We start from the raw sequence: 14,847 nt of genomic DNA on the forward strand, positions 1-14,847 counted from the left end.
GCACGAGAGCGCCGTCACCTGTTCGATGATCACGCCTCCAATCTTTCCATGAAGAGATGGGGCCACCATGGAAGGAGTCGGAGAAAATTATGATCTCCCCCGTGATTGAGCCGCACTCCGCCACTGCCCAATTCCGCAGGCTTCGATGACGTTGCGCCATACTGAGGACCGCGATTGTCGGGACAATCACTGCCATGATGATCCACATCATAAGTTCACCGCTGTCATGGCGCTTTGTCAGCGCCCACCAGGCCCCGAGCGTAGCCAGAAAGACGAAAATAATTACGCAGCTAAATGCGAGCAAATTCAAGCCGCGCGGCTCAGCCCTCGCCGGACTCATCCACTCTCTGGACACCAAAACAGACAATCTTAGACCCACTCCTTAGATGAGAATTTGAGACGCTCGCCAGCACAGAGGCATCAGCGCTACCACTCCCCACTATCAGCTTGGGAGTTCTCTTTCGAGGTTGAAACGAATACCTCCGCACCTTCGCTGGCGTCACGTCTCGGGCGGCGGTGCGCGCGCACCGCCAGCACGCCCGCACCGCACAAGATCAATGCCGCCCCGACACCGACCGCCCAGGGAACCCCATCCCCGTCCTGACCCGTCGTCGCGAGTTTCTGCCGGTAGAGCGCGTACGCCTGGAGGCTCACCGCGTCGGCGACGCCGTCACCATCGAGGTCTTCCGAGCCGGTCGCACACGTCGCGGTCCCACAGATGACAAATTCCACCCAGTCGGGGACCCCGTCCCCATCCGTGTCCTCACGGCCGGAGGTGCACGTGTCGGAACCGCACACCAGGCGCTCCACGAAATCCGGGATGCCGTCCCCGTCCGCGTCGGCACGAGGGTCTGCGCAGCGCGTCGTTCCGCACGACGCAACCTCGACAGCGTCGGTGATCCCGTCACCGTCCACGTCCTCTGTGCCCGTGGCGCATGTCGAACTGCCGCACACCGCGCGTTCGATCGTGTCGGGGATAGTGTCACCGTCGACGTCGCCGGGGCTGGCGGAGGTGACCGGACCCGAAGCACGGGCGACGGCCGGCGACAGCGTCAGAGCCCCGACGAGGGCGAGGAAGACCGCGACGGACGCGGCGAAGCGAGGAGAGGGCACACGTCAGGATGGCGTCCACTTCGACCCTCGAAAACGCGGAGGCGCGGAAAATGAAGGGTTTTCGACGCGAAATCCACCCGCGAATTCACCCTCGACGCGGTTGAGCAAGCTCCGCCTTCACCCGCTTGTCGGGGTGCCGGCTGTCCGAGAAAGGTCGAGCCGCGGCGGAATTCACGCGTGCCGCGAGTCGTGCTCCACGTGACCTGCGGGCTCGAGCTGGAACGTCGAGTGCTCCACGTCGAAGTGGTCGGCGAGGCACGTCTGCAGCGACGCGAGGATCGCGGCCGCGCGCCCATCGGTCAGGGCGGCGTCCTCGACGATGACGTGCGCGCTGAACACCGGGGCGCCACGCGTGAGCTGCCACACGTGCACGTCGTGCACGTCCACCACGCCGTCCGCCTCACGCAAGTGCTCGCGGATCTCGGCGACGTGAACGCCGACGGGCGCCGATTCCGTCAGCACGACCACGACCTCGCGCAGGAGGCCGATGGCCCGCGGCACGATCATCACGGCGATGAACAGCGAGGCGATGGCATCCGCCTGCGTGAATCCGGTCGTCACGATCACGATGGCGGCGACGATCACGGCGGCCGAACCGATGAGGTCGCCGAGTACCTCGAGGTAGGCCCCGCGCACGTTGATGCTGCGCTTCTGCGCGCGCGAGAGCAGGAACATCGACACCGCGTTGGCCACGAGGCCGACGACCGCGACGACGAGCATGAGCGCGCCCTGCACCTCGGCTTCGGCGGGGGCGAGAAGGCGCTGCACCGCCTCGACGCCGATCCAGGCGCACAGCACGAGGAGGATCACGCCGTTCGCGAGGGCTCCCAGCACCTCGGCGCGCTGGTAGCCGAACGTGCGGCGATCGTCCGCCGGGCGCGCGGCGATCGCGGTGGCGATCAGCGCCACCACCAGGGCCGCGGCGTCGGTGAACATGTGCGCCGCGTCGGCCAGCAGCGCCAGCGACCCGGTCAGGATCGCGCCCACGACCTGCACGACCATCACCGTGGCCGTCAGGGCCAGGGCGGTCGCGAGCAGGCGCCTATTGCTGGCATCCCGGATGCCACCGGAGGGCGCGTGATCGTGCATAGCTCCAGGCTAGATCGGGCACAGCCTCGGCCGCGTCGGTTCGAGCAACTCGGGAATGAGAACGGGTGTCGGTCTCGCTCAGAGCGTCTCGAGCAGTGGCGCCAACTCGCGGAACGCCCGCGACCGGTGCGATGCCGCGTTCTTCTCCGCGGCCGTCCACTCCCCCACGGTCCGTTCCTCGCCCGCGGGCTGGCCGTCGGGGATGAAGATCGGGTCGTAGCCGAAACCGCCGGGGCCGGCGGGTGCCGTCGCCAGACGCCCGGGCCAACGGCCCTCGACCGTCTGCTCCCCGCCGTCCGGACGCACCAGCGCGATCACCGACACGAACTGCGCCGTGCGATGCGGGTCGGCGACATCCGACAACTGGTCGAGCAGCAGCTCGAGGTTGGCGGTCGCGTCCTTCTTGTGTCCCGCCCAGTACGCCGAGAAGACGCCCGGCGATCCGCCCAGTACGTCGACCGCCACGCCCGAGTCGTCGGCCAGCGCCGGCAGACCCGTGTGCGCCGCGGCCGCGCGGGCCTTGATCAGCGCGTTCGCGGCGAAGGTCACGCCGTCTTCGACCGGCTCGGGCCCGTCGTACGCGATCACCTCGAGGTCGGGGCGCACCTCGGCGACGATCGCCTGGAACTCCTCGACCTTGTGCGGGTTGTGCGTCGCCAGAACGATGCGCGCCATGTCAGCCCTCGAGCACCGAGGTCTGGATGCCGCGCAGCTCGGCGCAGCCGTTCACACCCAGCTCGAGCAGCTGATCGAGCTCGCGCTTGTCGAACGGCGCGCCCTCGGCGGTGCCCTGCACCTCGACGAACAGGCCACGGCCGGTGACGACGACGTTCATGTCGGTCTCGGCCCGCACGTCCTCGACGTAGGCGAGGTCGAGCATCGGCTCTCCGTCGATGATGCCCACCGACACCGCCGCGACCGAGTCGCGCAGCACCTCTGCGCGCTGACCGATGAACTTCTTCTCGCGGCCCCAGGCGATGGCATCCGCCAAGGCCACATACGCACCCGTGATCGCCGCGGTGCGCGTGCCACCGTCGGCCTGCAGCACGTCGCAGTCGATGACGATCGTGTTCTCGCCCAGTGCCTTGGTGTCGACGACGGCACGGAGCGCGCGGCCGATCAGGCGCGAGATCTCGTGCGTGCGACCGCCGACCTTGCCCTTGATCGACTCGCGATCGTTGCGGCTGTTCGTCGCGCGCGGGAGCATCGCGTACTCGGCGGTGACCCAGCCCTTGCCCTTGCCGGTCAGCCAGCGCGGCACGCCGTTCGTGAACGACGCGGTGCACAGCACCTTCGTGCCACCGAAGGTGACGAGAGCCGAGCCCTCGGCGTGCGCCGACCAGCCGCGCTCGATGGTGACGGGGCGGAGCTGGTCGTTGGTGCGACCGTCTTTGCGGGTCATGAGTCCTCCAGAGGAACGGGAAATGGATGCCACGCCTCAGCGCGGCAGGTCGATGGCGCCGGTCTGCACGAGCTGCACCTCGCGCACCTCGCGGCCCATCAAGCGGTGGGCGAGGCGCACGAAGTCGTCGGCCGATGAGCCCGTGGCTTCGTAGCGGGCGGTGGGCACGGCATCCGGACTCGCGAGAAGATCACGCGACACGAGCTGACGGTAGACGTCTTTCGCGGTTTCACTGTCGCTCGAGACGAGGCTCACGTCGGGCCCCATCACGTAGCTGATGGCTCCCTCGAGGAACGGGTAGTGCGTGCAGCCGAGCACGAGCGTGTCGACGCCGGCGTGGCGGAGCGGGGCGAGGTACTGCTCGGCGGTGGCGAGCACCTCGCGTGAGTCGGTGACTCCGGCCTCGACGAACTCGACGAACCGCGGGCAGGCCTCGGCGAACACCGTGAGGTTCGCGTTGACCTCGAGCATGTCCTGGTAGGCGCGGGATCCGATGGTGCCGACCGTGCCGATCACGCCGATGCGGCCGTTGCGGGTGGTCGACATGGCGGTGCGGACGGCGGGGCCGATGACCTCGACGACGGGCACGTCGTATCGCTCGCGGGCATCGCGGAGCATGGCGGACGACGCCGTGTTGCAGGCGATCACGAGCATCTTCACGCCCTGCTCGACGAGGGTGTCGAGCACCTCGAGCGAGTACTTGCGCACGTCGGCGATGGGTTTCGGGCCGTAGGGCGAACGCGCGGTGTCGCCGATGTAGAGGATGGACTCGCGCGGCAGCTGTTGAGAGACCGCGCGGGCGACGGTGAGGCCGCCGACTCCTGAGTCGAAGATCCCGATCGGCGCGTCGTTCATAGGGACCCAGCCTATCGGGCGGGGGTGGGGCGGGCGGCGGGTGCGCCCGCGTGCGAGACGCGGAGGCGGGTTGCCGGCAGGGCCGTTGCGGGATGCACGCGTGCACAACTCCTGCAGTACGAGAGTGCAGCGCGCCATCCGGCCAGGAAGGACCGGGATCTGCAGGAGTTGTGTCGCCGCGGGGATGTCAAGCGTCGCGGCGACGCCCGAATGTGCCGCGAGTGTCGCAATAGGCTGACCGAATGAGCCGTAGCACCGCCCTGCACACCGACCGTTACGAACTCACGATGCTCGACGCGGCGCTCCGCGACGGCACGGCCTCGCGCCGTTGCGTGTTCGAGGTCTTCGGTCGCCGCCTGTCCGGCGGGCGCCGGTTCGGCGTCGTCGCGGGCACGGGGCGGTTGCTCGAGGCGATCCGCGACTTCCGCTTCGGCGATGACGAGCTGCGCTACCTGCGCGACAACCGGGTGGTGGATGCCACGACCATCGACTTCCTCGCCGACTACCGTTTCACCGGCTCGGTGACGGGATACCGCGAGGGCGAGGTCTACTTCCCCGGGTCGCCGCTGCTGACGATCGAGGGCACCTTCGCCGAGGCGGTGCTGCTCGAGACGCTCGCCCTGAGCATCTTGAACTACGACTCCGCCGTCGCCACCGCCGCCGCCCGCATGACCGTGGCCGCGGGCGAGCGTCCCCTCGCCGAGATGGGCTCGCGGCGCGCGAGCGAAGAGGCCGCCGTCGCTGCCGCCCGCGCGGCGTACATCGCCGGGTTCTCGGCGACGAGCAACCTCGAGGCCGGACGCCGCTGGGGAGTCCCGACCATGGGCACCGCGGCCCACGCGTGGACGCTGCTGCACGACACCGAAGAAGACGCTTTCCGCTCGCAGGTCGAGGCCCTCGGCCCGGGCACGACCCTGCTCATCGACACGTACGACATCCCCGAGGGTGTGCGCACGGCCGTCCGCGTCGCGGGCACCGAGCTGGGCGGGGTCCGCATCGACTCCGGCGACCTGCCCATCGTCGCGGGCGAGGTGCGGGCGCTGCTCGACGAACTCGGCGCGACGAACACGCGGATCACCGTGACGAGCGACCTCGACGAGTACGCGCTCGCTGCACTCGCGGCATCCCCCGTCGACTCGTACGGCGTCGGGACCTCGGTCGCGACCGGGTCGGGCGTTCCGACGGCGGGCCTGGTCTTCAAACTCGTCGCCCGCGAGGCCGCGGACGGTTCGTGGGTGGGTGTGGCCAAGGCATCCGCTCAGAAGGCCTCGCACGGCGGTCGCAAGGCGGCCTTCCGCACCCTCGACGCGGGCACCGCGACCTCGGAGCTGATCATCGTCAGCGACGGTTTCGAAGAGCTCTCGACCGCGGCCGAGCACCCCGACGCCCGTGCGCTGCAGACCGCGCTCATGGAGGACGGAGAAGCGGATGCCGCCTCCCTCGGCGCAGCGGGAGTGCAGGCCGCTCGGGCTCATCACTCGCGCGTCCGCGAGGAACTGCCCGTGCGCGCCCTCGCGCTGAGCAAGGCCGACCCCGCGCTCCCGACGGAGTACCGCAACGCCGAGTGAGCCGCGCTCGCCCGCCCCGCCGCGCGTGAGGGGTCAAAAACTGTCGCCGCGTGCGCGTAGCCCCCGGAAGGTGAGCCACGCGCGCAAGGGACTTTGGCTGATTGAGTTGCCGCGAATGGCGGGCGGGCGGGCCGCGCAGCGACCAAGCGCGGCAAGTGAAGCGGGGCGCGGCCGTGGCGCGTGCGCGAGTCCGCCACCCTCACCGGGTTGAGTCGCCGCAAATGGCGGCCGGGCGGGCCGCGCACCGACCAAGCGCGGCAAGTGAAGCGGGGCGCGGCCATGGCGCGCGAGTCCGCCACCCTCACCGGGTTGAGTCGCCGCAAATGGCGGCCGGGCGGGCCGCGCACCGACAAAGTGCGGCAAGTGAAGCGGGGCGCGGCCATGGCGCGCGAGTCCGCCACCCTCACCGGGTTGAGTTGCCGCGAATGGCCACCGGGCGGGCCGCGCTGCGACAAACTGCGGCAAGTGAAGCAAGGTGCCTCGCGCACCAGGTCCGAAACGCGCGTGAGGTGTCAGGAAGTGTCGCTGTGCGTCAGCGCCGGCGACACTTTCTGACCCCTCACGCGGGGTGAGAAACCCTCAGTTGATGAGGGACTCGTAGATCTCTTTGCACTGCGGGCAGACGGGGAACTTCTCGGGGTCGCGCCCCGGCGTCCACTTCTTGCCGCACAGCGCACGCACCGGCTTGCCGCTGAGGGCGGACTCGAGGATCTTGTCCTTCTTCACGTAATGCGAGAAGCGCTCGTGATCACCGGGCTCGATGTTCTCTTCGCGGATGAGCTCTTCGAGCTCACGATCCAGGGTCGCGAGACCCCCGCTGTCAGGACTGTCGAGAGGCGTGCTCATGGAGAGCCAGTGTAGCCGCGGTACGCCCCGAGCGGTCGGTGCGGTGCGAGGTCAGGTCGCTTCGGCGAACTCCATGAGCCGGGTTCCGCGACGTTCGAACAGCGCCGCACCGACGGTGACACCGATGACGAGCACGACTGCTCCGGCGCCGACGCCGACCCAGAGAGCGAGCATCGAGTCGATCTCTTGACCGTTGATCGCCTGCCACGTGAGCCACGCCGCGGGCGAGGCCGCCGCGATCGCCCCGGCCATCACGAGACCCTGGGCGACGACGCCGCCCGAGCCGGTGCGCTGCGGCTGCTGGAACGGGCTGTCACCGGGCCGCGACACCGCATAGGGCGCGACGACCGAAGAGATGCTCGACAGTCCGAGCCCGGCCAGGAACAGCGCCGCGCAGACGCCGACCATGGCGGGGAAGATGGCCCAGCGCCCGTGGGCGACGGTGGCGAGCGGCAGGGTGATGGCGAGGATCGGGATGCCGATGAGCAGCACCGGAACGAGTCGTCCGATGCGGTCGGGAGCCCCGCGCATGCCGCTGGCGATGTGCATCCACAGCGCGGTGGAGTCGTAGGCGAGGTCGTTGTGCGGCAGCCAGCCGAAGAACAGCGCCATGATCGGCACCGGCAAGAGGACGGCGAGTTCGAACGGCACCCCGGCGACCAGCAGCGGCACCGTCGAGACGACGGCGGCGATCGGCACGATGATGACGTTGACGATGTAGCGACGGTCGCGCAGCCAGTACGAGAGGCTGCGGGCGGCGACCGCTCCCCCGGGCGTTCCGGGCAGGATCGCGAACCACCCGAGACCGCCGCGCTCGCGCACAGCGATGGGGCGGCGGGTCGTGGTGAGCAAGGTGTTGACGAGCGCGAACCACGCCAGGGCGAGAACGAGCACGGTGGCCAAGGCCACGACGAAGCTTCCCACGGCGGCTCCGGCCGAGGGCGCGAGGGCGATGCCCCACGCGGCGCCGATCGGCGTCCACGCGAGCACCTCGGCGGCCGACGCGAGTTGCGAGGGCACGGCGCCGCGCCACTCGAGCGAACCGAGGAAGACGCCCACGGGCACGACGACGACGAGCACGGCGACCAGGTACACGCCGATGAGCTCGCGCGACTGCCGGGGGCGCTGGACGAGAGCGCCGAGCGCCATGCTCACCCGTGCGAACAAGACGCATGTCGCGAGGCCCAGGACCACGGATGCCACACTCGCCCAGGCCGACGCGCCGTGAGCGCCCCACGCGACCGCGAGGCTCACCCCGAGGGCGAGGACCACGAGCACGGGGACGCTGAGGAAGCCGGCCAGCAGGAGCGCTCCGGCCAGGGGGCGGGGTTCGGGGCCGACGACGGCGAAGCGCCGGGGGTCGAGGGGGTCGATCGACGCGGTGACGGGCGGACCGACCGCGAAACCGAGCGTCACCGCCGAGCCCGCGAGCACCGTGACGACGGCCGTGGTGAGGCTGCTGGCATCCGCGAGACCGGCCGCGCTCATCGCGGCCACGACGGTGGCGGCGATCAGGATGACCACGCCGATGGCACGCCGGATGACTTCGCGCCGGTCGCCCCGCAGGGCGCCCAGCATCATGGCGAGCCTCAGGCGGAGAACGTGTGCAACCACTCGAGGCCCTCCACGTCGCCGAGCCCACCCGAGAGCTCGCGGAAGCGCTCCTCGAGCGTTCCTTCGCCGCGCACCTCGTCGACGGTGCCCTCGGCGAGCACCTGACCCGAGACGATCACCGCGACCCGCGAGCAGACGCGTTCGACGAGCTCCATGCCGTGGCTCGAGAGGATGACCGTGCCGCCGTGTTCGACGTACGTGCCGAGGATGTCGAGGATGACGCCGCTTGAGACGGGGTCGACGGCTTCGAACGGCTCGTCGAGCACGAGCAGGCGCGGCGAGTGGATCATCGCGCCGGCGAGCATGACCTTCTTGGTCATACCGGCGGAGTAGTCCGACACGGGACGCGACAGCGCCTCGACGAGGTCGAACGCGCGGGCGAGGTCGGCGGTGCGGCTCTCGACCAGCGGGGCGGGGAGCCCGCGCAGGGCGCCGTAGTACGACAGCAGCTGACGGCCCGTGAGTCGGTCGAAGGTGCGCAGCCGGTCGGGCAGGACGCCGATGAGCTTCTTCGCCTCGCGCGAGCGCTTGCCCGCGTCGACGCCGTTGATCATGACGGTGCCGCGATCGGGTCGCAGCAGTCCCGCGATGATCGACAGGGTCGTGGTCTTGCCGGCACCGTTGGGGCCGACCAGACCGTAAAACGCACCGGCGGGAACGGTCAGGTCGATCGCGTCGACCGCCCGCAGCTCGCCGAAGCTCTTCGTGATCGTCCGGAGCGCGAGAGCGGGGACGGCGGTCTCATCAGCGGATGCCGTGACCCCATCGACCGCGGGCGCAGCCACGACCGCGGGCTCGAGGTCGTCGCCGTGGTGGGCGGCGTCATCGTTCGCCTCGTCGTCGCTCGACTCAGCCGAGGCGGCAGCGAACACGGCGGTCTCGGGCTCGGGCGTCTCCTCGGCCTCGACCGATGCGTCCGCTCCGTCGGGGGCGAAACCCTCGACGAGCAGTTCAGACTCGTTCGACCCCGCCGCGACCTCGTCCACGTGCACGTCGGCGGGGGTCGGGTCGTGGGGCTCGGCCGCGTCGTCGATGTCGGAGGTGCCGGCGGACTCGGCGACGGCGCTCGACGCGTCGCCCGAGACCTCGGCTCGGGCGTCGTCCTCGAGCGGCTTCTCGGTGACGATCTCGGCGACCGGCTCGGCGGCGAGCGCCGAGGCAGACGCAGACTCCGACGGAGACGCCTCAGCGGGCTCGAGCTCCGCCGCGTCGACGGGCCCAGACTCGGACACCGACGCGTCCGTGGCCTCGACCACGGGCTCTTCGACGGCGACATCGGCGGGCGTGGGATCAGCCACAGGCTCCGCATCCGCCGGTTCCAGGTCAGCATCAGCCGCCCCAGCCGAAGCCAGCTCAGGCGCAGGATCCCCGACCGCCACCTCCGGCGCAGCCGCAGAGTCACCAGCGGGCTCCCCGACCGCCGCCTCCGGCGCAGCCGCAGAGTCACCAGCGGGCTCCTCGACCACCACCTCAGCCGGCGCGGCCTCGCCCGAGGGCTCAGCACCCGGCAGCGGCGGACGCGGGGGCACCACGATGTCATCGGGAAGCAGCGGAGGGATGCCGACACTCGGCGCGACCGCACCGGTCGCCGTCGTCGACGTTTCGTCCTGGGCGGCCTTGAGAGCTGCAGCCTTCGCCGCGGCTGCCTTCGCCGCCGCCGTCTGACGCGGGGCGGCCGGCTTCTTGGGAACCGCCGGCTTTGCTCCGGCGGCGGGCTTCGCTCCAGCGGCGGGCTTCGCTCCAGCGGCGGGCTTCGCACCCGCGGCCTTCGACGCGGCCGTGGTGCGCGGGGCAGCAGGCTTTCGCGGAGTCGCGGGCTTCTTCGCGGCGGCCGTGCGGGCGGTCGCAGACGTGCCCGACGCGGCGCGCGCGGCCGTCGTGCGCGGGGCACGCGGCTTCGCCGGCGGCTTGGGCGCCGTGGCCGACTCGGACTCGGCGTCGTCCGACGCCGTCGCCGCGGCGGGGCGCCGGGGCGCACGCGGGGTCGTCGTCCGCGGAGCGCGGGGCTTGGGCGGGGGCGACATCGAGGCTTCGGCGCTCGCCGACGCGCCCTCGGTATCTGAAGAGGACTTTTCGGGGGGCACCGGCAGCGACGCTGTCATCGCACCAAACTACCAACCCCCTCCGACACCGACCGACGCCTGGTCGCGCGCCGCACACACTCACAGATAACGAAAGGCCCGGCGACCAGTGCGAAACATTTCATCTGAACGGATGACGTCGTTTTCGGCATCCGGCCGGCTTTCCGTCCTGCTCCGCATGAAAGGTCAAATCCTGTCGCTTCCTGACCCCTCACGCCCCGTCGCGCCCCGGGAGCGCCCCGCCGTCAACCGCCCCCGGCCAAATCGCCACCGGGGTGAGGATGGAAACATGGCTGAGAAGGTGCACCGCATCCACACCCTGCCCGACGACGCCCCCTGGAAAGGGGGCCTCCCGCCGGTGGGGTCCGAGGAGCACCCGCGAACGATCCGTCTGCTCGATCGCGTGCTCTCGGTGCAGCGACCCGTGGTGCTCGCGCACCTGCGCAGCGTGCGGTTGCGGCATCCGGATGCCACCGTCGACGAGATCCTGAGAATCCTCGAGCGCCGCTATCTCGCGGCCGTCACCACGGGTGGAGCTGCAGTCGGCGCCACGGCCGTGGTGCCCGGCATCGGCACGGGCGTGACGCTCGCGTTGAGCGGGGTCGAAACCGTGGGCTTCCTCGAGGCGACGGCTCTCTACGCGCAATCGGTCGCCGAGGTGCACGGGGTCGTCGTCGAAGACCCCGACCGCGCCCGCGCTCTGGTGCTCGCGCTGATGCTCGGCAAAGAGGGCATCGACCTCGTGTCGCAGCTGGCGTCGCAGGCCGCCGGTCGCGGCGTCTCGCGCTCGAGCTACTGGGGAGAGATGGTGACCAAGACGCTCCCCCGCGCCATGGTCGGGCCGCTCGTCGACCGCCTCAAGACGACGTTCGTGCGGCAGTTCGCCACGCGCGGCGGTGCGTCGTGGATCGGCAAGGCGCTGCCGTTCGGCGTCGGCGCCGTCGTCGGAGGTGCGGGCAACCACATCCTCGGCCGTCGCGTGCTCGTCAACGCCCGTCGCGCGTTCGGCACTCCCCCGCTCGCGCTCCCGGCCGACCTCGAGCCCACGCCCGGCAGCGAGCGGCTCGAACGCGCCGCGGTGGGCGGTGTCCGCCGCGTCGGTGAGGCCATCGCCGGGGCCGGTCGCCGTACGGGTTCGCTGGCCCGCAAGGCCCTCCCGGGGCGCAAGAACCGCCCCGAGAAGTCGGGGCTCGAGGCGGGCGACGACGACCGCACGTCGGCATCCTGAAGCTCACCCTTTCTCATCGACACGGGGGCGCGCGCAAGACCTTCGCGATGCGAAGACCCGCGCGTTAGCCTCACGACATGGGCGACCTCCTCGATCTCCTCGCTGTCTGGATGCCGCGTCAGCGCTGGTACGGCACGAAGGGCCGCGATCCGCGGCTGACTCTCGTGGCCGACTGGCCGCTCGATGCCGCCGATGCGCGACTGCTGCTGGTGCGCGACGAAGCCGTGCAACCGGCGATCGTGTACCAGGTGCCGGTTGCGCGCCGGCCGGAGGGGTCCGTTCCTCCCGGGAGTCTGATCGGCGCCGCCGACGACGGGCTCGTGTGGACGGATGCCACGACCGACCCCGCCTTCACCGATGCGCTGTACGCGCTGGTGACGGTCGGCGGCGAGGTGGGTTCGGACGAGGACGGGTTCCGGGGTATTCCGCTCGGGGCGACGGGCGGGCGGGCGTTGGCTCCGCAGATGACCGCGCGCGTGCTGAGCGGCGAGCAGTCGAACACCTCGATCATCTACCGGCCCGAGGGTGAAGAGCCGGGTGTACCCGTCATTTGCAAGTTGTTCCGGCAGGTGAATCCGGGGATTAATCCTGACGTCGAGCTGCAGTCCGCTCTCGCCGCCGGAGGGGCCGCTTTCGTGCCCGGAGCGATCGGCGAAGTCCGCGGAATCTGGATGACGCCCGAGGGTGTTCCGGTCAGCGGATCGCTCGCTTTCGCTCAGGAATTCTTCGAGGGAGTCGAAGATGCGTGGCGCGTCGCGCTCGACGCCGCGGCCGCCGGAGAGGACTTCGCCGACCGCGCGTACGCCCTCGGAGCGAGCGTCGCTGGCATGCACGTGGCGCTCGCCGAGCAGTTCTCGACCCTCGATCCGAGCGAGGCCGATCGCTCCGCGATCACCGGTGCCTGGGAGCGACGACTGACGATCGCGCTCGGGGAAGTGCCCGCTCTGCAGCCCTACGAGGAGCAGATCCGCGACGTCTACGCCCGCGCTCTGGCCGCGAAATGGCCTGCTCTGCAGCGAATTCACGGCGATCTGCACCTCGGTCAGGTGCTCGACACGCCCTCGAACGGATGGGTGCTCCTCGACTTCGAGGGCGAGCCCCTTCGTCCGATCAATGAGCGCCTCCAGCCCGATGTCGCGGTCCGCGATGTGGCCGGCATGCTCCGCTCGTTCGACTACGTCTCGGGTGCCGTGGCCGACGACGACGGCGAGGCCGTGCGCGCGTGGGTCATCGCCGCGCAGCAGGCCTTCCTCGACGGATACGCCGACACGACGCGTCGCCCCCGCACCGACGACGATCCCCTGCTCGAGGCGTTCGAACTCGACAAGGCCGTGTACGAAGCGATCTACGAAACGCGAAATCGCCCGGACTGGGTGGGCATCCCCCTCGCCGCCATCGGGCGCCTGGCGCCCTTGCGCTGACGGCTCACTCCCTCACGAGAACGCCACCCCGCACTGTCTGGCGGGGTGGCGTTTTCGTTGCTCGGAGCAGGTCAGCTCGTGGGCATCGAGCCCAGGGTGACCTCGGCGGTCTTCTCCTGGCCGGAGCGGTTGTAGGTGATCTCGGCCTTGCTGCCCGCGGCGAGCGCGCGCACCTGGGCGGTGAGGTCGATGGAGTTCGTCACCGGGATGCCGTTGACCTTGGTGATCACGTCGCCCTTTTGGAGTCCGGCAGCCTGCGCCGCCCCTCCGCTGGAGACGTCGGCGATGTAGGCACCGGTCGTGGTCGCTCCCTGGATGGAGGCGGCATCCTGAACCGAGGCACCCAGCAGGCCGTGCGTGGCGGAGCCGTTGTCGATGATCTCCTGCGAGATGCGCTTCGCGATGTCGGAGGGGATCGAGAAGCCGACGCCGATGTTGCCGGACTGTCCGCCCGACGACGATCCGCCGGCGCTCGCGATGGCGACGTTGATGCCGATCAGCTTGCCCTCGTTGTTGACGAGCGCTCCGCCGGAGTTGCCGGGGTTGATGGCGGCGTCGGTCTGGATGACGGCGATCTTGATCGTCTGGCTGGCGGACTGCTGCTCCTGGCCCTGACCGAAGTCGAAGCGGAACGGGCTCTCCTGACCCGGCTCCTGCTGCTGCTGGTCGGTGCCGTCGCTCGGGGCGGCCGACGAGGCGACCTGGATCGAACGGTTCAGCGCGCTGACGATACCGGTCGTGACGGTGTTCGGCAGGTCGAGCGGGGCGCCGATCGCGATGGCGTTGTCGCCGACGTTGAGCTTCGACGAATCGGCCCATTCGATCGGAGTCAAACCCGAGGCGTTGTCGAGCTTGATGACGGCGAGGTCGTAGGTGGGGTCGGTGCCGACGACCTTGGCCGAGTAGACCTTGCCGTCCGAGGTGGTGACCGAGATCTTCGCGCTGCCGCTCTGACCGTCGAGGGTGACCACGTGCGTGTTGGTGAGCACGTAGCCGTCCTGGCTGAGGATCACGCCCGAACCGGTGCCGCCCGACTGCCCGGCCGTCGCGCTGATGGTGACGACGCTGGGGACGACCTTCGCGGCGACCGCCGAGGTGTTGTTGACGCTGTCGGGGTTGTTGACCGTGATGGCCGAGGGGCCCGACGCCGCCGAGGTGTTGGAGCCGCCCCAGAGGTTGAGGCCGGCGTAGGTGCCGCCGAGGCCCGCGCCACCGCCGACGAGGGCGGCCGCGACGAGAAGGGCCGCGACGCGCGGCACCGAGCTCTTCTTGCGGGGGGTGGTGGACGTCGACGACGGCATCGCGAGGGTGGGGTGCGCGTCGGTGGCGGCGGGGCCGAAGGCCTGACCGGTCGGCGTCGTCGCACCCGTGGGGGCCGAGGCATAACCGGGGTGCTGCGGTGCGGTGCCGGCGGCGGGCGGGGGCCAGGCGGCGGCGGCCGAGGCCGGCGAACGCGTGGGCACCGGCGGCACGTCGTAGCGCGGCGCAGCGGGGGTGGTGGACTCGGGCTGCGGCGACGCGGGAACGGCGCCGTTCGCGGCGGAGTTGTCGAGGTGGCTGTTGTGGTCGCCCGCGGGGCGGTTGTCCGTGTTGTCGCTCATGGGATGCTCCTTGTTCCAGGTGCTTCTAC

Annotated in this window: 12 protein-coding genes; 3 read left to right on the forward strand and 9 right to left on the reverse strand. The window is 70.4% G+C overall.

The genetic code is table 11. The features are described 5' to 3' along the window. Nucleotides 1–426 precede the first annotated feature (426 nt). The 5 genes from AB6V31_RS07840 to murI all read right to left on the reverse strand — a co-directional run bounded on the left by AB6V31_RS07840 (nucleotide 427) and on the right by murI (nucleotide 4,459). On the reverse strand, nucleotides 427–1,113 hold the full coding sequence (locus tag AB6V31_RS07840; RefSeq protein ID WP_369364925.1) for a hypothetical protein: 687 nt from the start codon (nucleotides 1,111–1,113) through the stop codon (nucleotides 427–429). Nucleotides 1,114–1,284: 171 nt separating this feature from the next. Continuing rightward, on the reverse strand, nucleotides 1,285–2,202 hold the full coding sequence (locus AB6V31_RS07845) for a cation diffusion facilitator family transporter (RefSeq protein ID WP_369364927.1): 918 nt from the start codon (nucleotides 2,200–2,202) through the stop codon (nucleotides 1,285–1,287). Between the two features lie 78 nt (nucleotides 2,203–2,280). After that, on the reverse strand, nucleotides 2,281–2,877 hold the full coding sequence (rdgB, locus tag AB6V31_RS07850) for an RdgB/HAM1 family non-canonical purine NTP pyrophosphatase (RefSeq protein ID WP_056230584.1): 597 nt from the start codon (nucleotides 2,875–2,877) through the stop codon (nucleotides 2,281–2,283). Nucleotide 2,878: 1 nt separating this feature from the next. Continuing rightward, nucleotides 2,879–3,604 (reverse strand): ribonuclease PH, encoded by a 726-nt coding sequence (rph, locus tag AB6V31_RS07855; RefSeq protein ID WP_056230582.1) that lies wholly within the window; start codon nucleotides 3,602–3,604, stop codon nucleotides 2,879–2,881. 36 nt (nucleotides 3,605–3,640) lie between these two features. Further along, nucleotides 3,641–4,459 (reverse strand): glutamate racemase, encoded by an 819-nt coding sequence (gene murI / locus AB6V31_RS07860; protein ID WP_369364930.1) that lies wholly within the window; start codon nucleotides 4,457–4,459, stop codon nucleotides 3,641–3,643. Nucleotides 4,460–4,701: 242 nt separating this feature from the next. On the opposite strand from murI, the gene AB6V31_RS07865 reads away from it, so the two are divergent. Then, complete coding sequence (locus tag AB6V31_RS07865) at nucleotides 4,702–6,027, forward strand: nicotinate phosphoribosyltransferase (protein WP_369364932.1); 1,326 nt, start codon at nucleotides 4,702–4,704, stop codon at nucleotides 6,025–6,027. 579 nt (nucleotides 6,028–6,606) lie between these two features. On the opposite strand, the gene AB6V31_RS07870 is transcribed toward AB6V31_RS07865, so the two are convergent. From AB6V31_RS07870 to AB6V31_RS07880, 3 genes are read right to left on the reverse strand one after another with little or no spacing between them, the layout of a single operon-like run. Continuing rightward, nucleotides 6,607–6,873 carry a DUF3039 domain-containing protein gene (locus tag AB6V31_RS07870; RefSeq protein ID WP_056230575.1) on the reverse strand — a complete coding sequence of 89 codons (267 nt, stop codon included), beginning with the start codon at nucleotides 6,871–6,873 and terminating at the stop codon, nucleotides 6,607–6,609. A gap of 51 nt (nucleotides 6,874–6,924) precedes the next feature. Further along, nucleotides 6,925–8,454 (reverse strand): hypothetical protein, encoded by a 1,530-nt coding sequence (locus AB6V31_RS07875; protein ID WP_369364934.1) that lies wholly within the window; start codon nucleotides 8,452–8,454, stop codon nucleotides 6,925–6,927. Nucleotides 8,455–8,462: 8 nt separating this feature from the next. Next, on the reverse strand, nucleotides 8,463–9,785 hold the full coding sequence (locus AB6V31_RS07880; RefSeq protein ID WP_369364935.1) for an ABC transporter ATP-binding protein: 1,323 nt from the start codon (nucleotides 9,783–9,785) through the stop codon (nucleotides 8,463–8,465). 1,072 nt (nucleotides 9,786–10,857) lie between these two features. Between AB6V31_RS07880 and AB6V31_RS07885 the strand changes: the two genes are divergently transcribed. After that, nucleotides 10,858–11,796: a hypothetical protein gene (locus AB6V31_RS07885; RefSeq protein WP_369364937.1), complete on the forward strand. Its 939-nt coding sequence runs from the start codon at nucleotides 10,858–10,860 to the stop codon at nucleotides 11,794–11,796. Between the two features lie 77 nt (nucleotides 11,797–11,873). Beyond that, complete coding sequence (locus AB6V31_RS07890) at nucleotides 11,874–13,217, forward strand: phosphotransferase (RefSeq protein WP_056230562.1); 1,344 nt, start codon at nucleotides 11,874–11,876, stop codon at nucleotides 13,215–13,217. A 71-nt stretch (nucleotides 13,218–13,288) separates the two neighbouring features. On the opposite strand, the gene AB6V31_RS07895 is transcribed toward AB6V31_RS07890, so the two are convergent. Continuing rightward, complete coding sequence (locus AB6V31_RS07895) at nucleotides 13,289–14,818, reverse strand: S1C family serine protease (RefSeq protein WP_369364939.1); 1,530 nt, start codon at nucleotides 14,816–14,818, stop codon at nucleotides 13,289–13,291. Nucleotides 14,819–14,847 lie beyond the last annotated feature (29 nt).

Origin of the sequence: Microbacterium sp. 16-032 (assembly GCF_041079455.1) — a bacterium.
In the GTDB taxonomy this organism is placed as follows: domain Bacteria; phylum Actinomycetota; class Actinomycetes; order Actinomycetales; family Microbacteriaceae; genus Microbacterium; species Microbacterium testaceum_A.